Annotated in this window: 22 protein-coding genes and 6 pseudogenes; 11 read left to right on the forward strand and 17 right to left on the reverse strand. The window is 59.2% G+C overall.

What is annotated here, in order from left to right; genetic code table 11:
• Positions 1-179 precede the first annotated feature (179 nt).
• From AC6CIG_RS28560 to AC6CIG_RS28590, 7 genes and pseudogenes are all read right to left on the reverse strand, one after another.
• Positions 180-1,943, reverse strand: coding sequence for a tetratricopeptide repeat protein (locus tag AC6CIG_RS28560; protein ID WP_498324251.1), 1,764 nt, complete (start codon positions 1,941-1,943; stop codon positions 180-182).
• Between the two features lie 127 nt (positions 1,944-2,070).
• Positions 2,071-2,364: a hypothetical protein gene (locus AC6CIG_RS28565; protein ID WP_498324270.1), complete on the reverse strand. Its 294-nt coding sequence runs from the start codon at positions 2,362-2,364 to the stop codon at positions 2,071-2,073.
• A gap of 558 nt (positions 2,365-2,922) precedes the next feature.
• The gene (locus tag AC6CIG_RS28570; protein ID WP_498324252.1) at positions 2,923-3,378 is read right to left on the reverse strand and encodes a transposase; all 456 of its coding nucleotides are present in this window, start codon (positions 3,376-3,378) and stop codon (positions 2,923-2,925) included.
• 603 nt (positions 3,379-3,981) lie between these two features.
• A pseudogene (locus AC6CIG_RS28575) lies at positions 3,982-5,449 on the reverse strand (efflux RND transporter permease subunit).
• Positions 5,450-5,558: 109 nt separating this feature from the next.
• Positions 5,559-5,756: pseudogene (locus tag AC6CIG_RS28580) on the reverse strand (efflux RND transporter permease subunit); the annotation flags it as partial.
• Entirely contained in the window at positions 5,729-6,520 is a 792-nt protein-coding gene (locus AC6CIG_RS28585) for an efflux RND transporter permease subunit (RefSeq protein WP_498324253.1), read from the reverse strand. The pseudogene AC6CIG_RS28580 and the gene AC6CIG_RS28585, both read right to left, overlap by 28 nt.
• Positions 6,521-6,582: 62 nt before the next feature.
• Positions 6,583-7,848 carry an efflux RND transporter periplasmic adaptor subunit gene (locus tag AC6CIG_RS28590; RefSeq protein ID WP_498324254.1) on the reverse strand — a complete coding sequence of 422 codons (1,266 nt, stop codon included), beginning with the start codon at positions 7,846-7,848 and terminating at the stop codon, positions 6,583-6,585.
• Positions 7,849-7,986: 138 nt separating this feature from the next.
• Between AC6CIG_RS28590 and AC6CIG_RS28595 the strand changes: the two are divergent.
• From AC6CIG_RS28595 to AC6CIG_RS28620, 6 genes and pseudogenes are all read left to right on the forward strand, one after another.
• A pseudogene (locus AC6CIG_RS28595) lies at positions 7,987-8,164 on the forward strand (enoyl ACP reductase FabMG family protein); the annotation flags it as partial.
• A gap of 499 nt (positions 8,165-8,663) precedes the next feature.
• On the forward strand, positions 8,664-9,410 hold the full coding sequence (locus tag AC6CIG_RS28600; protein WP_498324255.1) for a GntR family transcriptional regulator: 747 nt from the start codon (positions 8,664-8,666) through the stop codon (positions 9,408-9,410).
• 4 nt (positions 9,411-9,414) lie between these two features.
• A complete protein-coding gene (locus AC6CIG_RS28605) occupies positions 9,415-10,200 on the forward strand; it encodes a transporter substrate-binding domain-containing protein (RefSeq protein WP_498324271.1) in 786 nt (261 codons plus the stop codon).
• A gap of 64 nt (positions 10,201-10,264) precedes the next feature.
• Positions 10,265-10,936, forward strand: coding sequence for an amino acid ABC transporter permease (locus AC6CIG_RS28610; protein WP_498324256.1), 672 nt, complete (start codon positions 10,265-10,267; stop codon positions 10,934-10,936).
• Positions 10,933-11,592, forward strand: a complete 660-nt coding sequence (locus AC6CIG_RS28615; protein ID WP_498324257.1) for an amino acid ABC transporter permease — start codon at positions 10,933-10,935, stop codon at positions 11,590-11,592. The genes AC6CIG_RS28610 and AC6CIG_RS28615 overlap by 4 nt, the downstream gene beginning before the upstream one ends.
• Positions 11,570-12,295 carry an amino acid ABC transporter ATP-binding protein gene (locus tag AC6CIG_RS28620; protein WP_498324258.1) on the forward strand — a complete coding sequence of 242 codons (726 nt, stop codon included), beginning with the start codon at positions 11,570-11,572 and terminating at the stop codon, positions 12,293-12,295. The genes AC6CIG_RS28615 and AC6CIG_RS28620 overlap by 23 nt, the downstream gene beginning before the upstream one ends.
• A gap of 485 nt (positions 12,296-12,780) precedes the next feature.
• Here AC6CIG_RS28620 and AC6CIG_RS28625 read toward each other — a convergent pair whose 3' ends face one another.
• The 3 genes from AC6CIG_RS28625 to AC6CIG_RS28635 form a co-directional block, all read right to left on the reverse strand.
• Complete coding sequence (locus AC6CIG_RS28625) at positions 12,781-13,773, reverse strand: helix-turn-helix transcriptional regulator (RefSeq protein WP_498324259.1); 993 nt, start codon at positions 13,771-13,773, stop codon at positions 12,781-12,783.
• Positions 13,774-13,969: 196 nt separating this feature from the next.
• A complete protein-coding gene (locus AC6CIG_RS28630; protein ID WP_498324260.1) occupies positions 13,970-14,179 on the reverse strand; it encodes a hypothetical protein in 210 nt (69 codons plus the stop codon).
• 321 nt (positions 14,180-14,500) lie between these two features.
• Positions 14,501-16,492, reverse strand: coding sequence for a methyl-accepting chemotaxis protein (locus AC6CIG_RS28635; protein ID WP_498324261.1), 1,992 nt, complete (start codon positions 16,490-16,492; stop codon positions 14,501-14,503).
• On the opposite strand from AC6CIG_RS28635, the gene AC6CIG_RS28640 reads away from it, so the two are divergent.
• The 3 genes and pseudogenes from AC6CIG_RS28640 to AC6CIG_RS28650 form a co-directional block, all read left to right on the forward strand.
• Positions 16,458-16,646, forward strand: coding sequence for a hypothetical protein (locus tag AC6CIG_RS28640; protein WP_498324272.1), 189 nt, complete (start codon positions 16,458-16,460; stop codon positions 16,644-16,646). The two genes, AC6CIG_RS28635 and AC6CIG_RS28640, sit on opposite strands and share 35 nt — an antisense overlap.
• A 464-nt stretch (positions 16,647-17,110) precedes the next feature.
• Complete coding sequence (locus AC6CIG_RS28645; RefSeq protein WP_498324262.1) at positions 17,111-18,001, forward strand: dienelactone hydrolase family protein; 891 nt, start codon at positions 17,111-17,113, stop codon at positions 17,999-18,001.
• Positions 18,002-18,226: 225 nt separating this feature from the next.
• Positions 18,227-18,353, forward strand: a pseudogene (locus AC6CIG_RS28650) (citrate/2-methylcitrate synthase); the annotation flags it as partial.
• 294 nt (positions 18,354-18,647) lie between these two features.
• Here the strand turns inward: AC6CIG_RS28650 and AC6CIG_RS28655 are convergent.
• Complete coding sequence (locus tag AC6CIG_RS28655) at positions 18,648-19,709, reverse strand: endonuclease/exonuclease/phosphatase family protein (RefSeq protein ID WP_498324263.1); 1,062 nt, start codon at positions 19,707-19,709, stop codon at positions 18,648-18,650.
• A gap of 554 nt (positions 19,710-20,263) precedes the next feature.
• Here AC6CIG_RS28655 and AC6CIG_RS28660 point away from each other — a divergent pair.
• Positions 20,264-20,584, forward strand: coding sequence for a DUF1476 domain-containing protein (locus AC6CIG_RS28660; RefSeq protein WP_498324264.1), 321 nt, complete (start codon positions 20,264-20,266; stop codon positions 20,582-20,584).
• Positions 20,585-20,658: 74 nt separating this feature from the next.
• On the opposite strand, the pseudogene AC6CIG_RS28665 reads toward AC6CIG_RS28660, so the two are convergent.
• From AC6CIG_RS28665 to AC6CIG_RS28680, 4 genes and pseudogenes are all read right to left on the reverse strand, one after another.
• Positions 20,659-21,489, reverse strand: a pseudogene (locus tag AC6CIG_RS28665) (EamA family transporter).
• On the reverse strand, positions 21,486-22,070 hold the full coding sequence (locus tag AC6CIG_RS28670; RefSeq protein WP_498324265.1) for a TetR/AcrR family transcriptional regulator: 585 nt from the start codon (positions 22,068-22,070) through the stop codon (positions 21,486-21,488). Before AC6CIG_RS28670 ends, AC6CIG_RS28665 begins: the two are co-directional and overlap by 4 nt.
• 203 nt (positions 22,071-22,273) lie before the next feature.
• The gene (locus AC6CIG_RS28675) at positions 22,274-22,594 is read right to left on the reverse strand and encodes a hypothetical protein (protein WP_498324266.1); all 321 of its coding nucleotides are present in this window, start codon (positions 22,592-22,594) and stop codon (positions 22,274-22,276) included.
• The gene (locus AC6CIG_RS28680; RefSeq protein ID WP_498324267.1) at positions 22,573-23,529 is read right to left on the reverse strand and encodes a threonine ammonia-lyase; all 957 of its coding nucleotides are present in this window, start codon (positions 23,527-23,529) and stop codon (positions 22,573-22,575) included. The genes AC6CIG_RS28675 and AC6CIG_RS28680 overlap by 22 nt, the downstream gene beginning before the upstream one ends.
• A 90-nt stretch (positions 23,530-23,619) precedes the next feature.
• On the opposite strand from AC6CIG_RS28680, the gene AC6CIG_RS28685 reads away from it, so the two are divergent.
• Entirely contained in the window at positions 23,620-24,081 is a 462-nt protein-coding gene (locus AC6CIG_RS28685) for an Lrp/AsnC family transcriptional regulator (protein WP_498324268.1), read from the forward strand.
• Positions 24,082-24,288: 207 nt separating this feature from the next.
• Here the strand turns inward: AC6CIG_RS28685 and AC6CIG_RS28690 are convergent.
• Together AC6CIG_RS28690 and AC6CIG_RS28695 are read right to left on the reverse strand one after the other, a co-directional pair.
• Positions 24,289-24,780, reverse strand: a pseudogene (locus AC6CIG_RS28690) (arginase family protein); the annotation flags it as partial.
• Between the two features lie 129 nt (positions 24,781-24,909).
• The gene (locus AC6CIG_RS28695; protein WP_498324269.1) at positions 24,910-25,299 is read right to left on the reverse strand and encodes an MFS transporter; all 390 of its coding nucleotides are present in this window, start codon (positions 25,297-25,299) and stop codon (positions 24,910-24,912) included.
• Between the last annotated feature and the right edge of the window lie 13 nt (positions 25,300-25,312).

The following is a 25,312-nucleotide window of genomic DNA, read 5'->3' on the forward strand; positions in this document are numbered from 1 at the left end:
AAGGGACAAAAACATGCAGCAGATCAAAGTGCTACAGCGATCTTGGCGCGCCTGATAAGACGCGCGGCGCCCTAGATCACGATGATCTTAGGTCGGGTTGACTGTGTGTCGTCCCGCTCACACTTTAAAAGTACGCACTTCCGCACGGAAAACCGTTACCCACTTTTCCTGGAGGTGCTCTAGATGGAGACTCCCGCCTCGCGGAGTCCCTCCACCAGCCGGTCCATCAGATGGGGATCTTGGTAGGGTAAAGATCGCCTCAGGTGATCGACGGAAAAGCTCGGGTTGACCTCCAATACTTCCCGCCAGCAGCCTCGGGCTTCTTCGTGGCGCCCGGTACGACCATAGAGGCAGGCGAGATAAAAGCGAGTCATGTCCGACCGCGGCGCAAGCATTAGCCGACGTTTGAAGGCGACCTCGGCCTCGTCAAAACGCCCGAGATTCAACAAAGCTCTCCCCTGGAAGTGCAGCGACAGATCGAATTGCGGGTCCAGCCGGTGGGCTCGTGTGTACAGAGTCAAGGCCTCTTCGTGCCGCCCCTGGAAGTCCCGTATGGTGCCGAGTGCCGTATAGGCGTTGGCGGAATTGGGATCGAGTTCGATCGCCCGCTCTGCAGCGTGTTCCGCCTCGTCCAGACGCCGCATCCAGGAAAGGGCAAGCGCGAGTGTGTAATGACCTTGCGGCTCGGTACCGTCGGTATCGATTGCCTTTTGAGCCAGTTCTAGTGCCTGTGTGAGATTGTCAGGCGTCGCGCCGTTCCACTGATTGATGAAGTCGGTCAAGGCGATGATCGAAAGCGAAGCATGGGCAGCCGCCATTCCTGGATCGATCTCGAGGACGCGGTGCAGCATGCGGCAGGCCTCCATGGACGACACTGCGCTGAACTGCAGGATCGCCTGACGGGAGCGGACGAGCAGGTCATAGGCCTCTGGATCGACCTTGCCGCGGCTCTCGCGCCGCTCCTCCTCGCCAGCCGTCAGCTTGACGCGCAGCGCATTGACGATGGTGCGCGTCACCTCGTCCTGTACGGCGAAGACATCTTCAAGCCCGCGATCGTATCGCTCGGCCCACAAATGGCCGCCGGTGGTGCCGTCGATCATCTGGGCGTTGATGCGGATGCGGTTGGCCGCCCTGCGTACGCTGCCTTCCAGGACATAGCGTACACCGAGTTCCCGGCTCACTTTGCGGATGTCCGGCGTCTTGCCTTTATAGGCGAAAGAGGAATTTCGGGCGATTACGAAAAGGCCGGAAACCTTCGAGAGATCCGTAATGATGTCCTCGGTGATGCCATCGGCGAAATAACCTTGCTCCGGGTCGCCGGACATGTTGTCAAATGGAAGGACGGCTATGGATGGCTTCGCCGGAAGCTGCGGGGGCGGTTCGGCAGCAATCATAGGGGGCTCCCTCATGCGGTCCTGAGGCGACCAGGTCCAAATGTGCACCGGCCGCTCGATGTTCTTGACTTCATGGTAACCGCTGTCGACGAAGTCGATGTCGGTGCGACCATGCACATATTCATGAATTCCATCCGAAATCGCCACGCCGCCGGGGTCGGCAAGCGCCTCGATACGGGCAGCTACATTGACCCCATCGCCGAAAAGATCGCTGTCCTCAACCATGATGTCGCCGAGATTGACACCGACGCGGAGTACAATGGCACGGTCTTCCGGGAGGTCTCTGTTTGCGGCCGCCATGGCCTGCTGAAGTGCTGCAGCGCATTCGACGGCGTTAACCGCGCTGCCGAACTCGACGAGCACGCCGTCTCCAGTTCTCTTGAAGACACGGCCCTGATGAATACCCACGAGCGGCTCCAGCACCTCTTTCCACCGAGCCATAAGCAAGGTGTGGGTGCTCTTTTCGTCCCGCTCCATGAGTCGGCTGTAACCGACCGCGTCAGCGGCCAGAATGGCTGCAAGCCGGCGTCTGATGAATTCCTTGGCCATACGCAATGGCGCCTTCCCAGTGCCCGCAGATCAAAAATACTGCCGTCCTTTTCCCGTCCATTCGGCGGTTCGCGCATTGATGGGCTCTAACCTCAAAACATGCAGAACCACTTCGCCAGAGCGGAGCTCAGCCTTGCTCCAAAAGTGCCCGTGCGAGCTCTTCCCATTCTTCATCGACCGTCAAGGTCGATGGTGCGATACCGCATTGGCGATACCAATATTCCGCGTTCGATTGATCACCTTCCTTGCGATGGAGATAGGCATGCACATGCATGCCCGCCCTATTCTCGTGCTCCTGCGCGCGTTCGTGCGCCTTGTTCCAATCGCCCTTTCCATCCCACCACAGCGCCTGCAGTGCAGGGTTCAAACCAACGGGCGGCTGTGGCTTGGCGAGCGATTTTCTGAAGACCTGCAAATCCAAATCATCCGTCCTCGTGAAATCCGAAACTGCGATAATACGCTCGCCCAGGCCCGAGCGGTAGCATGCATCGGGCAATATTCGGAGTACGCCGACGTTGTCGGAAATGATCAAAACAGGCGGCATACCTTCTACTCGAGCTCATCAAGGAGATCGGATCCGTGACCGCCCTCGTTTGCGCCTTTGGATCTTCGTGCTCGCCCTTCGAGCTCCGCACGATTATCCGGCTTGGGAGCACGCTTAGTGCGCTTCGAGGAGTGCCCCTAAATCTGTTCGAGTCTGCCATCCTGGCGGACGCTCCTGCTGCCTCGCCGCGTCAAGCTCTGCTCCGCCGGTGGGACGGCATCACTGCTCGTGGATGTCGACGTCGCACCCACGCGCGAGGCGGCTCTGTGCTTTACGTGCCCACTCGCACCTCGCGTGCCTTTCGCGAGGTGACGGTGGGAATCAGCAGCGCATCGTTTTGCCGGCCCAATTAGAAATCGGGAAGCAAATTCGAGCTTTTGGCGTCACGCAGTAGGATGCCGAAGCAACCGTCGAGCCCGCGCATTCCGGTCGTGATTAATCCAGCCCAAGCCTCTTGCGCAGTTCCGCATTTTCCGCTCGCAACTTTTCCGCCAGAAGCTTGCGGAGCCTCTGGTTTTCTTCTTCGAGCCGAACCAGATCCGCCAGCTCTTCGCCGGCGAGCAGAGGCTTCTCCGCCTTTTGCTCAATCGGCTTTACGGTCCGCTTCCACTGATAGTAGGTTTGCTCCGAAATGCCGGCGCGCTTAATAGCGTCCTTAAGTGTAACTTTGCCTTCGGTGACTTGCGTCTCTATCAGCTTGAGCTTCTCTTTTCTCTCTTGTTCGCTATACCGCCTCGGTTTAGCGGCCGGCGTCTCTAATACAGCTCGCCTTGGTTCGGCAACCGCCTTCTGGCGCCGTGGCGACCTCTTCTTCTTAGCCGCTGGTGCTTCAACGTCGGCGTTTGCCGCTACAGCCCCAGCAATTGACCCGGTGTTACTCTCGTCAGCCATCAGCAATATCCTCCTTAGTCATCATTTTGTTTTCTGCTGAGTGCACCACAGAGTCAACACAACCATCAAACATCTGCTTTACAGATAGTTGATGTTGGACCCCCGTTCCGCCAGCGGGAACGGCAGGCAACGATTCGATGTGGGCTGACAGTTCCGCCGATCTCACCATGATTGGGGACACAGGCGAACCCGTTGCCAGCCGAGATGCCTGAATGCGTTCCATCCTCGGCGCTGATCAGCATCGGTCGATCGTACACTGCAACCCGTCGCCACCAGATGCCTTCTAGCGAGATATTATTGTTGCGATGATCCTTGCTGACACGGTCGTTCCTTGCTTGCGTGCAAAGTTGGCGCTGAAGTCCTGATGCCGCCATCGGTGCCCGACCGCGCAGTCTCGAATGGGCTAAGGGCTGTCGATGGCCGCCTGAAAACTAGTACGTTACCTCGCCGTAGCGTAGAGCGCGATCAGGAGCTGTGTGCCCAGTGTGGAGAGGTAACGCTGGTTGCGCTTCAGAAAGAGCCACAATCCAGCCAACGCACTTGATCTGCTTCGGCACCCGCCAGAGAAAGTTCGCATGAACAGCCCTCCTCGCTCGCTGCGACTTACCGCTTCGTGGGGACGGCGGCGTCCCGGCCGTTGAACAGCCGTTTGACGCCTCGGGCGAGCTCCTCCAAGTAGAGATAGATCACCGGTGTCACGAAGAGTGTAAGCGGCTGGGAGACGAGCAGGCCGCCGACCACGGCCACGCCGAGGGGCTGGCGCAATTCCGCGCTCGCGCCGCTGCCGAGCGCGATGGGGAGCGTCCCCATCAGGGCGGCCAGCGAGGTCATCAGAATTGGCCGGAACCGCATCCGGCATGCGTGGTGGATCGCCTCACCGGCAGGCATACCGGTGCGCTGCAACGAGAGCGCCACGTCGATCATCATGATAGCATTCTTCTTCACGATGCCGATGAGCATCAGAAGCCCGATGACCGCAATGATCGAAAGGTCGAAGCCGGCAAAGTGGATCGCCACAAGAGCCCCCGAGGCCGCCGCGGGCAGGCCTGAGAGGATTGTCAGCGGATGGATGAAGCTCTCGTAGAGAATGCCGAGAACGATGTAGATGGTGAGGATCGCTCCGAGGATGAGCCCCGCCTGATTGGACATCGCATCCTGGAAGAGCTGTGCCGTGCCGTAGTAGCGCGTCGTCACCTCCGACGGCATGCCGATTGCGGTCTTCAGGCGGCTGATCTCCTCGACGCTGTTGCCGAGGGCTACGCCGGCGGGGAGATTGTAGGAGATGGTGACTGCCGGCAGCTGCCCGAGCTGGTTTACGGTGAGCGGCCCGGGTGTCGTATCGACCCGTGCAAATGCGCCGAGCGGAACCAGCTTGTTGCCCTCGGTTGGCACCTGCAACTCGGTAAGTGCGGCCGGAGACCAGCTCTTCGCCGGATCAAGCTCCATGATCACCTCGTAGCTGTCGCCGGAGGTGTAGATTGTCGAAATCTGTTCCGAGCCGAAACCACCGTAAAGGGTCGAGCGCAGCACGTCCGCCGTGATCCCGAGTACCGCGGCCTTGTCGCGATCGATGGCGAGCCGCGCCTGCGGCGCGTTGTCTGCGAGGTCAGTATTGACGTCGGTGAAGAAGGCACGGTCCTCGTGCATTGCTTCGGTCAGCTTGTCCGCCCATTCTTCCATCGCTGTCTGATCCAGGCTTTGGATGACGAGCTGATATTGGCTAGCGGAGATGCGCGCCCCGACGGAAAGGTTCTGGACTGGCGTGATGTAGCTCCTTGCCGGCAATATCTCCGAGCTCTGAACGCAGTTCGGAAATGATCTTGGGCAAAGCCGGGCGTTCGCTCTTCGGCTTCAATTCAACGAAAAGCCTCCCGGAATTCAGGGCCGACGAGCCGCCGACGCCGGTCGAGCTTGCCACATGCGCGACATAAGGGGAGCGGGCGAATACGTCCTCGACCTTGGCCTGCAATGCCGACATGGCGGCAAAGGAAATATCCGGCCGCGCCTGCGTCGTCACCTGAAGCTGGCCGATATCCTCCTGCGGGAAAAAGCCCCTCGGCGTCGTTCGCACCTGATAGATGGTCAGGCCGATCGTCGCGAAGAAGAAAACCAGGACGGAAGCGATGGCTAATGCAGAGCTTCAGCAAACGGTCGTATCCGCCGAGGAGCGCCTCGAAACCGCCCTCGAGCAGAGCATCCAGACCCCGTCTTTCGTCGTCATACGCAGCCGCCTCGGGCAGGCGCGCCGCGAGCATCGGCGTCAGCGTCAGGGAGACAAATGCGGAAGCGAGGATGGCTATGGTGACGACCACAGCGAACTCGTTGAAGATCCGGCCGATAACGCCGCCCATCAGGAGAATCGGAATGAACACCGCCACCAGCGACAGCGAAATCGCGATGATGGTGAAGCCGATCTCTCGCGAAGCCGAACGGCCTTGCCGTCCGCACTCTTGACGATCAGCTTGGAGAAGGCGGCCGCATTCTCCAGTTGCGTGTCGGCGACGATCGTCATCTGCCGCCCGGTCGACTGCACCGTGCCAAGCGGCGAATCGTCGTTTGCCGCCGCAATGGCAGCCTTGAGTTCGGGAAGCGAGATGCCGCGGGCGGCGAGTGCATTGGGATCGATCTCGATACGGACGGCAAATTGCTGGCTGCCAAAAATCGAGACCTCCGCAACGCCATCGAGGGTCGAAAGCGCCGGCGAGATCACCTGCTCCGCCAAGGCATCGAGTTTTGTGAGCGGCACCGTCTCGCTCTTCAACGCCAAGAGCAGCACCGGCGCATCCGCTGGATTGACTTTGCGAAAGCTCGGCGGCGAGGGCATGTCCTGCGGCAGTACACGCAGCGTTCGAGTAATGGCCGCCTGCACGTCGGCGGCGGCGGCATCGATGTCCCGATCGAGTGCGAACTGAATGGATATTGACGTCGAACCCAGCGCGTTCGTCGTCGATATGCTGTCGATCCCGGAGATCGTGTTGAACTGTTTGATGAGCGGAGTTGCAACGGATGTCGCCATCGTCTCGGGGGATGCGCCGGGCAGGGTTGCCGAGACGTTGATCACCGGAAAATCGGTGCGCGGCAGCGCCGCGACCGGGAGCGCTGTATAGGCAAAGAGGCCTGCCGCCACGAGTGCTAACGACATCAATAGCGTAGCAACCGGGCGGCGGATGCAAAATTCGGAGATCGGCATAATCGTCTTCCAGGTCAGGAAGCGGCGGGCTTCGCGGATGCAGCCGCATCACTAGTCAGCTTCGCTGCAGGCTCGGCGTTTTCGTTGGTGATGGAGACCTTGTCACCCGCATTGAGCTTCAGCTGACCTTCCGTCACGACCCTGTCGCCGGCGGAAAGGCCGGAGGTGATTGCCGCGCTTTCTCCATTCTCGGCCGCCACGACGACGGGACATACCTCCACCGTGTCGTCTGCTTTGACCCGATAAACGAAGGAGCCATTCTGGCCCGGCTGGACAGCGACGGCTGGAATCACGGCCGCATGTGGGAGAGTGCTCTCAGCGATGTCGATGTCGAGATATTGACCTGGCCAGAGCTTCTGCTTCCCATTGTCGAACCTGGCCCGCATCATGACCGTGCCCGAGGCCGTATCGACCGCCGAATCGATGAAATCGAGTACACCCTGGCCGATCACCTCGTCCGTGCCGCTGACCCGCGCAGTGACGTGAGACGGCGTCCCGGCATCGAGCCGGGCCTTGAACGCTTGCAGGTGTTCCTCCGGCAGATTGAACGCGACCTCGATCGGATCGACGGCCGTAATCGTGACGAGGCTAGCCGGCGAGCCGCTGGTCGACGTGCCTACGAGATCTCCGACCGCCACCTGTACGGCACCGAGGCGACCGCCTATAGGGGCGAGGATGCTGGTCAGGCTGAGTGCGACCTTGTCGGCGTCAACCGTCGCCTGGTCGGCCTTCACTGTCGCATTCGCGGACCGCTGCGTCGAAAGAGCAGTATCATAGGCTTGCTCGGTACCAGTCTTGTCGTCGCGCAGCGTTTTCGCACGCTCTAGCTCGACGTCGGCATCCGAAAGCAAAGCTGAATCTCTTGCAAGAATCGCTTCGTCACGGCTGAGCTCGGCCCGCAGGGCTCGGTCATCGAGTGAGAACAGGAGATCGCCGGCTTTCACCGACTGCCCGTCCTTCACATGAATGGCCGTGATCTGGCTTGATACACGTGCACTGATTGCAACGGTTTCGGGCGCCTGTACATTGGCGAAAGTGCTGATGACGATCGGAAAGGTTTCCGTCGTGGCCTCGGCAATCTCGACGGCCGTTGTGGCCCCAGGGGAGCCGCTGGCCGCCTTGCCCGCGTCGTCGTTCGTCCCGCCTGAAGGGTCGATGCTTGCATCGGCAGGGATGTGGGATAGCGCGAATACGGGCAAGTTGGCCACGAGTGGCGAAACGACAATTCCCACCAGTATGCAGGCGAAAGCGACTATGGCCATGACAATCCGGTTAGACATTGCATGCACTCCGCTTTCCCGGGAGCTAGACATGAGGGGACTGGACCCGCAGAGCGAGCGGGTGGTGCAGCCCGCCTGCTGGTTGCTGCGGCTCCAGGAGTCCCGTTCAAGCCAACACAACTGGCTTGAAATCGGCTCGTCCTGGTGGAGGCGACCGGGCAGCCTATTTTGGCGCGTCCTCAGATCCCTCCGGCCCCATTCAGTGGCTCAACCACGATATCGTGGCGCGCCGAGTTGATGCTTCCCACCTGCAAAGGAGTCTCCCGCGCGGTTGATCGCGCAAGGGGCTAAGGACTCTCAGCTTGAGTTGGCCTGACAGCCTCCCAATCTAGGCTGGAAGCTGGCTTGTCTCAAGGGCCAGAAGGATACGAAGGTCCGGCAGGAAAGCGCCCAATTGCGATTGTTTTCCGGCAGTCTGATTCTGCAGAAATGTTGCAGGCGGTAGAGACGGGAGCGGTCCGGAACTTTCTGTTCAAGCGCTGCGCGCAGACCTGCTTACCCTTTCGCCAAGTACATCATTACGGATTGCGTCTGCTGGCTGTAATCACAGGATGACATCAGCACCTCGGGCGCAGCCAATCTCCCAGTACCTGGTGACTCCACATTCAGCGGAGATCCTCTGGAAGCGCTTATCCCCACTGGGACAGCTTTGTCCCTTCGTAGTCGGGTGAAACCGGTTCCTGTTGCTGATCAAATTGTAAGCAGATGCTGATTGGCGCGACGGCCGAACGCCATTTGAAACGGCAGGATCGACGCAAATGGGGTGAAAGACGAGTGGAGTTCATGTTGGCACAAGCCTTGCTTACCCGTCTTGTATGCAAGATTTGTCTCCATCAAAGAACGCTCAGACCAGCATTGACGAGGCCGTCGTCTCCGGCATCCTGTCCGCGCGCATACGTCCGGGTACGCGCCTGAGCGAGAACGAGGTCGCCAGCCTCTTCAATGTCTCACGTACGCGGGTTCGCGAGGCGATGATGCGGCTCGAGCAGCGCGGTATCGTCAAGGTCAGCGCGCGGCGAGGTTGGTTCGTTGTAGAGCCCTCGGCCGAAGAGGCGATCGGGGTTTACGCGGCACGTCGGGTCATCGAGGCGGGGCTACTGCGCGGCATGGACGCGCTTACCGACAGCGGCCGCGAAAAGCTTCTCGCGCATCTCGTGGAGGAGAAAGAGGCGATCGCGGCCGGCGACCGCCAGCGCCTCACCTGCCTGATGGGCGACTTCCACATCTGCATAGCCGAACTCTCCGGCAACGCTATTCTAGTCGAGATTCTGCGCGACCTGACCGCACGCACGATCCTGATCTCCTTGCTCTACCAGTCCGAGTTTCATGCGGTGCAATCGCATCTCGGCCATTGCCGAATTGTGGCGGCGATGGAGGAGAGGGATTTCGTAAAAGCGGCAGCACTTTCAGTCGAGCATCTCGACGAGGTGGAGACAGGGCTTGACCTCACGCGACGCCCCGATCCGTTGGCCGACCTCAGGTACTCGCTTTCGCTTCCACCGCAGAGCGAGGCCGCGAATACACCCCGAAAAGCAAAACAGCAGACCAACAGAGGAGAATGAACCAATGATTTCCAGAAGACTTTTCGTCGCTATGACGGTAATAGCCACCGCGATCGGTTTTGGTAGCATCGCCCATGCCGATGCGCTCAGCGACATCACCACACGTGGCACATTGCGCGTCGCCGTGCCTCAGGATTTCCCGCCCTTTGGCAGCGTCGGTACCGACATGGCGCCGGTCGGCTACGACATCGACATGGCAAGTCTGATCGCTGAGAAACTCGGCGTGAAGGTGGAGCTTGTGCCGGTTACCAGTGCCAACCGCATTCCCTACCTGCAGACGAATAAGGTCGATCTGGTGATTTCGAGCCTCGGCAAAAATCCCGACCGTGAAAAGGTGATCGATTTCTCAATTGCCTATGCGCCTTTTTATAATGGCGTCTTCGCGCCAGCCGAATTCGCTGCCACGAAGCCGGAAGAGCTGGCCGAAAAGACCATCGGCGTCACCCGCGGCGCCGTCGAAGACCTGGAACTGACTGAGGTTGCGCCAGGCGACACCGTTATCAAGCGCTACGAAGATAACAATGGCACCATCTCCGCCTTCCTCTCCGGTCAAGTCGAGGCGGTTGCTACGGGAAACGTGGTTGCCGCCGCGATCCTCGCAAGGAACCCGCCGAAGCGGCCGGAACTCAAGTTCCTTATCAAGAACTCGCCCTGCTATATCGGCTTGAGCAAGGAACAGCCGGCGCTGCTCGAAAGGGTCAACGGCATCATCGCCGCTGCCAAGACCGACGGCAGCCTGAATGCCATTGCCCAGAAATGGCTCGGCGCGGATCTACCCAAGGATCTCTGATCGATCGCCCTGGACGCCACTACGCGAGAGTGGTGGCGTCAGCCTCTCATGACAGGAGTGCGCCTTGAATTACCACTTCGAGTTCGGCTGGCTGTTCGAATACTACCCGCAGATCCTCAAGGGGATCGCGATCACTCTTCAATTGATCGCGGTCGGCGGCGTGGCGGGAATCCTGCTCGGCATCGTCTGCGCCTGGGCCAGGGCGCTCGGGCCGACCTGGGCGAAGCCGTTTGTCGCCGCCTATGTCGAGCTAATCCGGAACACCCCGTTCCTGATCCAGCTCTTCTTCATCTTTTTCGGCCTGCCGTCGCTGGGCTTCCAGCTTAGCGAGCTGGAAGCGGCCAATCTCGCCATGGTCGTCAATCTCGGCGCGTACAGCTGCGAAATCATTCGCGCAGGTATCCAGGCGACGCCAAAGGGTCAATTCGAGGCGGGTGCGAGCCTTGCGATGACCCCGTTCGAGACTTTTCGCCACGTGGTGCTGGTACCTTCGCTTCAGCGCATCTGGCCGGCGCTATCTTCGCAGGTCGTGATCGTTATGCTCGGATCTGCTGTGGTTTCCCAGATCGCGGCGGAAGACCTGACCTTTGCAGCGAACTTCATCCAATCGCGAACCTTCCGGGCCTTCGAGGCCTACATGGTCTCGACCGTCGTCTATCTCATGCTCGCGATCCTGCTTCGCCAGGTGTTGACGATGGTCGGTGGCTACCTTTTTCCAAGGAGCGCGGTGCGATGATCGAGTTCACCCTCTGGGATATTCTGCGCAACCTGCTGCTCGCCACCCGCTGGACGATCGTGCTTTCGCTTGCGTCCTTCTTCGGCGGTAGCATTGTCGGGTTGGTTCTACTGTTCTTGCGTATTGGTCGGCACAAGTTGCTGCGGGCGCTCTCGAAATACTACATTGAGCTCTTCCAGGGTACACCGCTCCTGATGCAGCTCTTCATCGCCTTCTTCGGCCTTGGTCTCTTCGGTGTCGACGTGCCGGCTTGGCTTGCGGCGGGACTGGCGCTGATCCTCTGGAGCGCCGCTTTTCTCGGCGAGATTTGGCGCGGCTGCGTCGAGGCAATCCCCAAGGGACAGTGGGAGGCCTCCGCAAGCCTCGGCATGGGATGGCTGCAGCAGATGCGTCACGTCATCCTGCCGCAGGCCTTACGGATCGCCGTACCGCCGACCGTCGGTTTTTCGGTACAGGTGATCAAGGGTACGGCGCTGACCTCGATTATCGGCTTCGTCGAACTGTCTAAGGCCGGCACCGTCGTCACCAACGCCACTTTCCAACCCTTCACCGTCTACGGCCTCGTCGCCCTCATTTATTTCGCGCTGTGCTGGCCTCTTTCGAAGAGCAGCCAAATCCTCGAAAGGAAGCTCCATGTCGCTCATCGAGATCACTAACGTCAGAAAGAGCTACGGTAGCAACGAGGTCCTGAAGGGTATCAATCTCGACGTCGAGCCTGGCGAGGTGATCGCCATCATCGGCAAGAGCGGCTCGGGCAAGTCGACACTCCTGCGCTGCATCAACGGCCTGGAAACGATCAGCGAGGGATCGATCGCGGTTGCCGGAGCGCAGTTGATGGAGGACGAGGCGCATCTGAAGGCGCTCAGGCTGAAGGTCGGTATGATTTTTCAGCAGTTCAATCTGTTTCCGCACCTGACGGTCGGCGGCAACGTCATGCTGTCACAGACGGTCGTCAGGAAGACGCCGAGGGCCGAGGCAGAAGTCGTGGCCCGCAAGATGTTGCAGCGCGTCGGCCTTGTCGAGAAGTTCGACGCCTACCCGGACGAGCTCTCCGGCGGGCAGCAGCAGCGCGTGGCCATCGCTCGCGCCTTGGCGATGCAGCCGATCGCGCTCCTCTGCGACGAGATCACCTCGGCGCTCGACCCAGAACTGGTGGCGGAGGTGCTGGAAGTGGTGCGCGAGCTTGCCACCGAGGGGATGACGCTCCTGATGGTGACGCACGAGATGAAGTTCGCTCGCGATGTCTGTTCGCGGGTCGTCTTCATGCACCAGGGCCGCGTCCACGAGATAGGCAGGCCGGAAGAAGTTTTTACCGGTCCGCGGACGCCAGAGCTCCGACAATTCCTCGGACTGTGTTGATGGCGACTTGAACGGTGACGGCTGTCCCGGCAGGTGCAAGCGCCTTGAGTGACACGACGGCCGGCGATAAACTGGTCCCGTGCGCTATGGCGCGAATCGGCGAGATGACGTGCTGGTGATCAGCGACGGGTGCTGCCGCCCAACCGCGACGTTCGGCAGAGCGGGCGGCCTGGTTGGACAACATGTTCCTGTCGCCGGACGCTTTCGATTGGCCGTTGAACGTGACCGTCGTGCAGAGTAGCCATAAACCCGTCTATCGGATGCGGCCCCTGACGGTCGGGCCGAGATACGATTGCCCACGTTAAATGAAGCCGTGAGCGAACACTGAGAACGCTCCAATAAAGACTCTCAGTCGGACGGAGCATGTGTGGCGCCGAGAACGTGCTTTTGTCCGCCGACCGAGTCGGCACAGTCGAAGACCTGCACGGGAGGGGGCCGCAGCCCGACAAGGCGCGAACGGGTCGCATTGCCGCTCGTTCCGGAGATCAAGTGTGTACCGAGCGCCTTTTTGTCTCCGAGGGGCACTCGCCGTAAGTCGCCTTGTACACTGCGGAAAACCGGCCGAAATGAAAGAAGCCCCACTTGAGGCATATCTCTTTCACGGATTGTCTGTTCAACGGATCCAGGAGATCCATCCGGGCGGCACGCATGCGCTGTTTTCGCAGATAAGCCGCCGGCGTGGTTTCCAGAAACGCGCGAAAGCCTTTTTCGAGGGCCCGAACTGAAACGCGAGCGGATGCAGCGACCTCAGTTATCGTGATCGGCCCGCCGATGTTAGCTTGCATAAACTCGACAGCCCTACGGACATGTCGTGGTGCAATCAAGCGGGTCGGCCTTTCGAGAAGATGTGAGAACCGGTGCGGGACCGTTCGCACGAAAAGATCGGCAAGGGCCTGGGTCAGATGCGACATGGCGATAGGTGAACGAAGCAGTGGGCCGTTGTGTTTTAGACCAGTTGTGATTGTTTGGACCAGCCCGCCGATAACCCTGCCTGCAGGGCGCTCCAGATCGACGACGGGCGACAATTCCAGCCCGTTGTTTAGTGGTACTTCTAGGATAGCGGTTGCGGTCCGCGCTAAAACTGCCCAGTCGAGACGCAGGACATGGGACAGGTGGGGTTCGCCTCTAACGGAAAAGCCCTCCGACTCGTGATTGTTCACCAGCAACAATTGACCGGGTGGGCCTTCGACTGTGCGGTGACGAAGCGATACATCGAGGGCGCCGTGTAGCGGAACGAGGATCGAAAGCCATTCCGGTGTTTCGGGCACAGCCTTGACAGTCCAACCCTGATGATATTGGCCACTGATGAGCGTCATTGTGCCATCGCTCCAGAAGTCGGATTTCCACCGAAATCCCCGAGCCGAACCGACCGGCGATGCGTCAAATGGGCCGAAGTGGCTGGCAAAGATCGCGATCATCTCGTCGAAATTAGAGCCGTGAAGGCGAGGAACCGACTCGGAGAAGATGTTCTGCGGCATACTGGCGAGCATTGTTCCAGATGGAATCAAGTTTGGAATAGCTTACTGGTAACACCGGCTGGCCGGATACCCAAGCAATGTTCAAATACGGACAAGCTGTTACGACGCCGCCATTTTCAAAACCTGCGGTCTCGGAGTATTTTCCCCGCTTACCCGTCTCATGCGCGAACACAGCGAGCCTGCAAGAGAGGTTCGGTCACGTGCCGCTGCCGACTGCTGAAACCGCAGTGTGCCCGTGTTCCGCCGCCAGCAACTGAGCATAAAGCGCTTCAATATAATTGGTTAGCATCAAAATCTGGTCTCGCTGATTTTCCAGCGCCACTTTCGTCTGCTCGTCAATAGAGGGTGTCAGTTTTGTGCCCCTGTCGATCAATGAAAGTGCTTGGAACGGGAGGAGTGTGGTCATCAATGCTTATCCTTTGTCGCAATCTCGAACTTTGGGGTTGGGCCTAGGCCGGAGACAGCGAGAATCCCGCTAAGAGGGCTTTTCGCTGTCTTCAAGCGCTTCAAGTCTTGTGCTCGACTCTGAGGATGCAGACGACGCAGCGTTCGAGCGGTTCGATGCCATGGCAGGAGCTGGCATCGTCGGAAGCTCGGAGATTCGGCAAGGCTGAATCTAACCGGCATGGATCTACAGAATGTCCGGTACCTGATCGTCGCCGAGATGGAAGGCGATAAATTCGAATGATGTTTCCCGAATAAAACGCCTCCCGCCTCAGGCTGTGTATCAGAATTCCTCCCATTCAGCCGCAGCTGCCGTGGCCGCCCGACTGCCGAAAGCGCCGGCCAGCTTTTGACCGAGGGCGCGAGCCGGGGAAGCAACCGGTTTTGTGGCCTCTCCCGCCGCACGGATCGGCGCTGTAGCTTCACCAGCGAGCTTGAAACGGGCAATCAGCCGGGCGAGATTCGAAGCCTCTTCAGCCAATCGGTTGGTCGCCGCGGTGGATTCTTCCACCATTGCCGCATTCTGCTGCGTCACTTGGTCCATATGGTTGACCGCCGTGCTGACCTCCGAGAGACCGGTAGACTGCTCCTTGGCGGCCGTCGCAATCGAATGTACATGCTCGTTTATCTTGACTACGTGGCTCTCGATCAGACCAAGGGCTTCACCGGTCGCGGTCACCAGCTTAACACCAGAGGTGACCTCCTCGCCCGAGCGGGAGATCAGCGACTTGATATCCTTGGCCGCGCCCGCCGAACGCTGAGCCAGTTCGCGGACCTCTTGCGCGACAACGGCAAACCCTTTGCCGGCATCGCCAGCACGTGCCGCTTCCACGCCGGCATTGAGTGCCAGGAGGTTGGTCTGGAAAGCGATCTCATCAATGACGTTAAGGATCTGACCTATCTCGCCGGACGCCTGCTCGATCCGTCCCATGGCCGAAACCGCATCCTTGACGACAGTGCTCGACCGTTCGGTGCTGCGCCGCGCCTCATCCACCATATGGCTGGCTTCGGTCGCCCGCTCTGTCGAATTCTTGACGGCGACGGTGATCTCTTCCAGCGCCGAAGAGGTTTCCTCAAGAGAGGCCGCCTGCTGTTCCGTCCGCCTCGACAGGTCACCGGAGGCAATCCGCATCTCGCTTGCGCCGCCGTTGATCGTGTCGATCGCCGCACGCACCTCACCGAGGACAGAGCGCAGGTTCGCCATCGTACCGTTGACGTTCTGCTGCAGCTCGCCGAAGGCACCCTGGAACTCGCCGCGCATCGTCTCCGTCAGATCGCCGTCCGCCAGCGCCGATACGACGCGCCGGGTCTCGGCGATGCCGCGATCGACTGACGTCACCAGTTCATTTACCTGGGCAGCGAAGCGGTTGAGGTCGGCGTTGCCGTAGTCCTTGGTAATGCGCCGGGTGAAGTCGCCGGCAACGGCTGCCGCGACCACCTCACCGATGTTCGACTGCAGATCGGCACTCTTTGCCTGCAGCGCCGCTTCTTGTGCATTCATTTCCCGCACCTTGATGCCGTTCTGCTTGAACACCTCGACGGCGCGGGCCATCTCGCCGATCTCGTCGGGACGTTCGGTGAAGGGAACATCCATCTCCAGATTGCCGTCGGCAAGAACGCTCATGCCGTCCGTCAGCCGGCTAATCGGACGGGCGATCGCCTGGGTGCCGAAGATCGCCGACCCGATCAAAAGCAACACCATGACCAAGCCCATACCGTTGGTAACACTGCTGGAGAACGCTTGTATCTCGCGGCGCTCCTCGATCGCCCTGGCCGCGGTGTCCTTCGCGACATCAAGCCCTTCGTCCAGCGTCGTCGTCATCGCTTCTGCCGATGCATCCAGCGACGAGCGAAGTTCCTTTGCTTTTGCCTCCAGACCAGGATCGGCTGAGGTGGCAGCCAATTTGGCTTCGATCACTTTCGCCAGTTCGTCGGCTGTGCTGAAATAGGCGTCCACGTGCCCATTGATCGTCTGCACCCGATCCTTGTTGGCCTGCACCTCCATCAACGCCGTCGCCTCGTTCAAGTACTTCTCTACGGAGGCGTGCCGTTCCTTCAGATAAGCAGTCGCTTTGGAAACATCGGCTGCCGCCTCCGCAAGACGGAGATCGCGCGTACCGATCTGCATGCCTCTTACGGAGGCCTTGGCGTCCGCTAGGCTGCGGGAAATATCAGATTGGATACGACCACGTGTAATGGCGTTGCTGACCTCCTTTTCGATTAACCAGCCGGTGACGGTGATGATGATCATGACCACAATGCCCGCTCCGGACATAAGCGCGAGTTTGGTGCTGATGCGTGAGAATATCGATAAATTTTGCACGGTTGCTCTCCTGCAGGGACTTTCACAGGAAGTCGTCATGGCTTCGGATCTTGAAAATCGGGACGATCATCTGGCGAGAGTCATTCCGCCTGAGACGACGAGCTAACTGTTGGCGCCATTGGCCCTGCAACAAGTCAGCTCCTGTTCTAAATTAGAAACTGCAAGCGTTAACAATTTATGCGCGAGTAACCGTGATGGATGAACTGATGCTTGAAATGGACAAGTTTGCGCAAATCGGCTACGAACCTGGAACAGGTGCGGGGTTTTTTGCATCGCAGAATACGTTGCGCTGTTTGCTGTACCTCATGGCCTATCGACATGCGCTAGCGCGACGGGTCCGGCCGCTCTGATCTTGATAACGTACAGGCTGTTATACGGCCGATGCGGCGATGTGAGTTGGTGGACCGAAGGGACACCCCCAGCGGAGCATGCGCTGGCAGATGACTTGGATGCGCGGATCGCGTAAAGTGCTGCGTCTGTCCGGAGACCAATGTCATGATCAGGTCGAGCATACTGGTCGCTAGTCTTAGTCTAGGCCTCGCTCCACTCTGCACCTCCACGGCGTCCGCCATGGACGAGACGGTTGCAGTCGATTCCCACACACTTACTGACGAGGACTTCCTCCGGGGCATTGTGACAGCCGGTGCACCAGTTGCGTTAACTGGCAGACTGAGCGGCCCTGAAGGCACGGAACAGCGACCGGTCGTCATCTTGTTGCACGGCACCGATGGACCGGGAAGCGGTGCTGTTTGGGCATGGGAGCGGTTTCTGAACGGCATCGGTGTCGCGACGCTGAGCCTCGATAGCTACACGGCGCGGGGGCTCACGCAAGCGTCGACTGACCAATCCCTGTTCGGTCAGTTCACGCAAATCTATGATGCTTACAGGGCGGCCGATACGCTGGCGGATCACCCCAGGGTCGACGCATCGCGGGTTGCACTGATGGGCTTTTCCCGTGGCGGCAATGCGGCGCTGTACTCCGCTATGACGCGGTTCCAGAAATCGTTCGGCCCGACCAAGGCTCGCATCGTGGCGCATTTGCCATTCTATCCGGCATGCAATTTCCAGCTTATCGGTGAACTGAAGGTAGCCGACGCGGCAATCCGTGAATTTCACGGCACCGATGATGACTGGACCCTCGCTGCGACTTGTCGCGGCTACATCGCACGCTTAGCAGCCGCAGGCCACGACGCAACGATGACGGAGTACAAAGGCGCGCTGCATGCGTTCGACAGCCCACGCAACCCAGCGCGTTTCAGTGATTCCGACAACCAGACCTCGCGAGGCTGCATGCGGAAGGAAGAGGACGGAAGGCTTCTCAATGCCGCGACCGGACTTCCTTTCAGTTATTCCGATGCCTGTGTCGAATTTGGTCCTAGCTCACAATACAACGATGCGGCGGCAATGGCAGCGCAGGCGGCCGTTAAGGCATTCCTGAACGACGTCTTCGAAAGAAAGTAGGGCGCAGCACTGGCGCCATTATGACGCAGAACAACTGCTCGCCAATGGCATTCCCGAGCGGGCCGAGGAGACTTGCCGAAGAAAAGCGACAATGCGGTGTTTGCTTGAGGCAAGGGGATTTTCGTCGATCGACATAAAGACTCTGTGCTGACGTGCGGGGTACGCAAGACTTCCCCACTCCATCCTTCGTGCCGGTTGCGGTACAGGATCCACGTACACTCCAATGATGCTCCCCCGGTCATAGTTGCACTAGCTCGCATGGTCGGGGTGGCTTGCTCATGCGATGGAGCAGGTGGAAAGTGGGCACATGATCCGCCCCGCGCACGTTACACAAGCGAATTACGCCGCCTGAACGTCCTCGGCTGTCGCTTACACTTCACGTAGGATGGGAGACTATCATGGGGCCGGTAACGCTTGTACTGGCTGAAAGGAGCGCTTGGAGCTAGAGATTCAGGACTCGTTGAGGCGATGTATGTTCCGTTCCGTCATATATGTCAGCAACTGGTCGGAACAGCATCCAGCAGTAAGCGTCAGAAAATGGCGTTGCGAGTTACCATTGCCAGCCGAAATGCCTGAACGCGTTACGCCGCCCTCGGAGTGATCGGCCTCGGTCGATCATACACCGCAACTCGCAGCTTGGACATCGTCACGCCGTGCCGTCGGCGATCTCCTGCGCTTCGGCTTTGATCGGCTTGTATTTGAACGTGGCGCAGATCACGCCGTGGTCGTTGGTGCCCGCTTCCTTGTGGTCGTCGGAATTGAGGTGGTCGTTGTTGACCGTCATGCCATCGAACATCCACACCCGTCGCCGGGAGTTGTCGTAGAATTCCTCGCTGACCAGAATGTGGTCGAGCGACTCCATGATGTCCTGATGGACATGGGTGTAGTAGACGTCGCGTGTGCTGCGGTATTCCTGCAGGGTCTGAGCGGTGTAAAGGCTGACATCGCCGCCGCCAAGGGAATCTCCGACCAGATAGCGCGGCTGCTCGGTCAGAATGTTGGCGGTGTTGCTGTGCTGGCCATCATTGATATCGCCGAGTACTATGACCGGCGTGCGGTTCCCTTTCATCTGCTCGGTCAGCATGAAACGCAACGCCGCGGCCTCGGCCGTTCGGCGGATCGTGGAGATCGCCGCACCGATGCTGGTCGCGTGCTTTTTGTAGATTGCTTCATCGGCCTCGAACCAGTCTTCCTGAAAGACCTTGGTTGGTCCTTTCGATTTGAAATGGCAGACATAGACGTGGATGGGTTCGTGATCCTCACGCGGCCGTACCGAAAAATGCAGCACCGGGCGCGAGAAGCTCGGAATGGAAACGCTGATCGCCGGCGTTTGAGGATCGTCGCCGGAACTCTTCAGAGTGAACTTTTCCGGAAAGCGTTCGATCCATTCAGGCTCGCCGATCACCAGCCCCTTGCGCACAATGGCGGCGCAGACGATCCGTTTGCCGTTGGCACTCTCCGGGACGATCAAATCGTACTCGCCACCTAACCCGGACTCGGTGAGCGCGCGTTCGATAGACGCCGAGTGCCACAACTCCTGAAATCCGAAGATGTCCGGATGCAGCAGGCGGATCGTGCGGCTGGTCCAGTCGATTTTGCGTTCATACTCCTCCTGCGACCAGCCGGTTTTGTCGGTGTAGATGGATGATCCCGGCTCGTTGAGATTGTAGAGATTGAACGTACCGATGCTCATACGTTTGAGTTTCACAAGTTCCCTCCTTTGCGGTGTGTTGTTCAAGTTCCTGCCGCTCAACTTATCAGAGCTTGGGGACGGCTGAATGACGAACCCAAATGCGGCGGAGGTCGAGAATTGATGCGGCCGCGTCCCGGACGCGCGAAACAGAGGCTTATCAGAGCCCGGATTCCGGCCATGATGCCGAAGGCCCGCTTGTTACCGTGCCGCGGTTCGGCGCTTGGCGTGTCAGTGATCTCGAGGGCAAAGCGGTCTATGGAGCCCATGGCGAGAACATCGTTCAATCAGGACGTCCTCGTCAGTCAGGACGGTAGCCTCAATGTCGTGATTATCGGCTTGGGCGCCATCGCGAAAGTCCTGGCGAGTTAGCCCGTCAATGTTCAGATGACTGGCTCGCCAGCCTAGACCACCATCCACGTTTAAGCTCAACTGCGGCGCGGGGCCGGATACCGACGTACACGATCCCGGCTTGCCAGCATCGTCCATTCACGCCATGCTCGGGTCCGACGACCCGATCATCTGGCGGATATCGGATAGTCGGAAATCCACACCGGAACTGGAGCTAAGCCGTGAACAACATAAGAGATCGTCGAGAAGGCTTCGAAAAAAAGTTTGCGATGGACGAGGAAACGAAATTCAAGGCCATGGCCCGTCGCAATAAATTGTTCGGCCTGTGGGCCGCCGAAAAGCTCGGCAAAGCCGGGACGGATGCGGACGCCTATGCGAAGGAGGTGGTGCAGGCCGACTTCGAAGAGGCGGGAGACAATGATGTGTTCCGGAAGGTGCGCACCGATTTCGATGCGGCCGGCGTAGCCCTATCAGATAGTCAGATTCGCAGCACCATGGATGAACTGCTGTTGGCTGCAGCCGAGCAGATCAAAAACAACTGAGCACCGCTTACACGACAGAAATTGCCCCTTGGCACGAAAAGCAGCGCTCAAGTTATGGGACTTTCCGACAGCATTCAACGCCCGAGCAAAATCGCCCCGGACGCAACAATGAGGCAGGCGAGAATGCGCCGGACGGTGAGGGTTTCGCCAAGAAACAGCCAGCCGATCAGAACCGCGAAGACAACGCTTGTTTCCCGTAGCGCCATGATCGGGCCGGCCGCCCCCAGGGCGAAGGCGGCGACCACGACGCCATAGGCGATCATCGCGACTAATCCACCGGCGAGTGCCTTCCATGTTTCAGGCGCGCGAAAATCAACTATGAGCCGCCGACGCAGGGCAAGAAACGCGGCCGGAAGAAACGCCCCATAGAGCACGAGCACCCAGGCCGTGTAAGTCCCGCTTTGCCCGGTTTCACGGACTCCTATAGAATCGACGGTCGCATATGCGGCGATAATCGCGCCGGTCGCCAGTGCGAGCAGGATGGACGAGAAAGAAGCTCGCTCTTTCCCGAGCGCCAGACTCATTATGCCTGCGGCAACAAGGACGACGCCGGCAATCTGGTAGGAGTTGAGCTTCTCGCCGGTGATGACAAACCGCTGAGCGTCACCAGAAGCGGCACGGTTCCGCGCATGATCGGATAGACCTGCCCTAACTCGCCGTAACGATAAGCGGCGGCTGGGAAGAGGCTGTATCCAACCTGTTAGGGCGGCCGAGAGAACGATATAGAGCCACGCTCCCGACGTCGGCAGAGGGTAGATGAACAGGAACGGGAGCGCGAAGACTGTACTGGCGAAGCTCATCACGGTCACAGTCCAGAGCCGATCGCCCCCGTTGCGCAGGAAGGCGTTCCATGTGGCGTGCAGGATCGCGGCGAACAGGGCCAGACCGATGACGACCGCGCTCAATGAAGCACTCCCGCCGATGCCAGAACATCGGTCGCTGTCCTTCGGGCGCTGGCGATCGCCGTCTTGCCTTGCCCAATATGGGCAAGCACCGTTGCGCCTTCGATCAGCATGAACAAGGTCGTTCCGATGTGCGTGGCCCGATCCCTCGGCAGGGATTCCGCCAAAATGTCCTGGAGCCTCTGGTGCAGTTCTTGCTTTTGCCGTGCAACCGCCTCGAACACGGCGTGTCCCGGCTCCCCGAACTCGGCAAGGGCGTGCTGGAATAGGCAGCCGTGAAAATCCGGGCTATGGAACCAGCGTTCATGCCAGTCGAAAATCGCGGCGATTTTCTCGCCCGGCGTCATTACCGATCCGGCGAACTGATCAAGCTGTCGTTTGAAGCGTTTCGCCCGCCAGTCCAGAACCTCTACAATCAGCCCATCCTTGCTGGGGAAGTGCCGATACATGGTCATTTTGGCGACTTCGGCCGCGGCAATGATCTTGTCGATACCGGTGGCGTGGAAGCCGTCGCGTTCGAAAAGGCGGTAGGCGGTTTCAATGATGTGCTGGCGCTTTTCGGCAGCGTCGGCGCGTAGTGCCATGAAGCAGCCCTATATAAATGATACAGACCTGTTTCACATATATAGAAGTTGCAGCACTTGGTCAACGGCGACCACAAAACGCGATGTCGCCTAATCCTGATTTTTAGGGACGCTTAGCCGCTACATCGAGCAGCAAGAAGGCGGTCACGACCATTAATCCTGCCGCTGTGAGCCATAATCATGTGTAGAGCGGCGAGAACCCTTCAATTAGTAAGGTGAGCACCGGCAAGTCCGAACTCCATGTCATCACCAGAGCTGCCGGCAGGATGAAATAGAAACGGTGGGCGACCGACCTTGCCGAGATCAAAGAGGGCGCGCGTGATGTCGTAGACCTGCCAGCCCAATGAGACACCCATGATCTGCGCAGAGAAGGTGCCGAGAAAACGAGCCACCCAGTAGAGACGAAAACCGGCAGAGCGAAATGCGCCTGTGCTAGGCAAGGTACGCTCCGACATGAATCCCGAAATTCGATCTGGGTTGCTCTGACCGGGACTGAAGCCGTCTATCGCGAAGATGGAAGCCATTTCTTGATCTGCTGATCCGTGAGGTTGGCACCACACAACATAGTCGCTACACGGCCGCCTTTCAGGGCCGGTGCCTGCGCAAGAATTGCTGCGAGCCCCGCTGCGCCGGCGGGCTCGACGGGACGCTTCCACGTTTCATGAGCGAACCGCATTGCGTCCAGAAGCTGATCGTCATCGACGAGAACGACGTTATCGATCGTGTCCTTCAGCCAGCCGACCGCCGAGGGCACGGGAATTCGAACGGCGATTCCATCGGCAATCGTGTGCGCCTCCGGTGTAGTAATCACTTCATTCGCGTTCCAGGAAAGCGCCATGCAGGGCGCGCCTTTCGCCGCAACTGCGACGACCTTTGTTCGTGGCGATCGCGATTTGAACCAGCATCCTATTCCGGCTGCCAGGGCACCGTTGCCAAGCGGGACGAAGACAGCGTCGATATCGCCGATCTCCTCGGTTAGTTCCGCCGCGATCGTTCCCGCCCCTTCCGCGATGGCAGCGTTCGCTCCGTCCTCGACGAACTGCAACTGCCGTTCGTCCGCGTAAATTTTGGCCGCTTCCTTCGCTGCGTCGAAATCTTCGCCGGCTAGAATGACGTCCGCCCCGAACCTGCGCATGGCCTCGATCTTCAGCGGATTGGCGTACAGACTGGCAAACACCACCAGAGACCGCCCATGCCGCGCGGCATTATAGGCAAGTCCCTGACCGAAGTTGCCGGCCGAAGCCGTGACCAGAGCGTTTCCGTCGTCAGCGGCACCAGCGAGAAAATATCCCGTCCCGCGCCCCTTGAAGCTGCGTATGGGGTTGTCTGTTTCGTCCTTGGCAAACAGCGACAGCGCGAGCCTACCGGAGTGCAAGATATTGGTGTTCAGGAAGACCGGATTGATCTTCTTGCGGGCATTGTCGATGTTAGCGTCGGAAGGAGGTGTTTGCTTTGTCATGGCGAGGATGTTATGCGTCTTTCACGCGGATAAACCGCACTAAATCGGAATCTCTGTTGGATTTTACGTGTACACTCTTGGGTATGCGCCGTGGACGATATCGATCGAACCATTCTTTGGATGCTGCAGGAAAATGCCGACATTCCCGGCAAAGTCATTGCCGACGCAGTCAATCTTTCGACATCGGCCGTCGAGCGCCGGATCAGCAAACTCAAGCAGGACGGGACCATCGAAAAAATCGTGGCGGTGGTTAGCCCGAAGGCCGTCGAGCGCACTCTGTCGGTTCTGGTCGAGCTTGAGATCCAGAACGAACACCGCCATACGCTGGAGCAATTCCAGCGATGGCTGGACCGGGCGCCTGAAGTTCAGTCATGCTGGTATGTGACCGGCGATATGGACTATGTCCTGCTTGTCGCTGTCCGCGACCTTGAAGAATACAATGCCTTCATCGAGCGGCTCATGAGTGAGCAACAGGCGCTCGTGCGGAAATACAAGAGCCTGATCGCACTCAAAACGGTCAAGCATGGCTTGGGACTATCCGTCCTCGAATAGGCATGGGCTCCGACATCTAGCTTTGACGGGTTTCGCCCAAATCCCGAAAAGAGCGGGATCATTCTTCGGTTTCCCCGGCAATGAGTGTTCCATCGTAAAACAACAGATGAACGAAGGCAGTTGACGGCAGAAGCCCCCTGCGCGAGCTTTTCGATGTCTGGAGGCTCGATGTGCCATCCTTCGCAACGTCAGAAGCCGGGATTTCTGTCAGGGCACGTTTTGAACACTCCGGCCAGCCAGCCGACGCTCAACCTGCCGCACGATGGTGCCGATCACATTCACGAGGATGCGCGCTGCGGTCAGTGCCGACACACCGTCAAGGTCGGCAGGAGGATAGAGTTCGACCAGATCGAACCCTACGATCCTGGCCCGTCTGCCGAGGCCCGCGATCAGGTCGATGACCTGTATATACGTCAGGCCGCCCGGCGCACGGGCCGCTACGCCGGGCATAATGGCGAGATCGAGGCCATCGCAATCAAGGGTGACGACAACCCGCGCACCCTCCGGAACATGTCGGAGAGCGCCCTCGATGCCATGGATGTGGACCTCGCGTGCGGTTACGAAGCGGCTGCCATAGCGCTGGGCCGCTTCAATTTCAGTAAGGCGCGCGCTTCCGACGCTGCGAAGACCAACCTGCACGGTGCCGGCCACATGCTGCATTTCGCTCGCCCGTCCCATCGGGCTGGAATACCCAAATCGCGCAGACCAGATGCCGAGAACGAAAAAGCAAAGCGCAGCCGCGCGGAACGGCAGGAGGGGTGTCGTAGAAGATGAACAAAGTACCGAACATTGGGCCGGCGACGACACCGAGATTGAGCGCGAAATTGTTCAAGACAAAAACACGGTGACGGTTTCATCGGGCTGGCGGCCGAACACACCATACAGCGATGACTCGTACGCCGCTGTCCCCAAGCCGGTTAGAAAGGTGGCAGAAACAGCGCCTGATGCGCCAGCGGCCGTGCTGAACAGGAGGAAGCCTGCTGCGCGAGCGATGAGGCCGAGCACCATGAGGTTCCGGAAGCCAAACCGGTCGACGAGTGGGCCTGTAATGATGGGCAAGGCGCGGCCGAGCGCAAGGTGAATCGTGAAGACGGTTCCAATTACTGCTGCCGCAAGCCTGAGATGATCGGCCATATGCACTGCCATGAGCGGCATCGCAGTGAAGGTTGAAAGACTCATCAAGAACTGAAGCGATAGCAGCAGGCGAACGTGTGGCAATCAAGTCTTCGTT

The organism is Sinorhizobium sp. GQ132 (genome assembly GCF_059758575.1).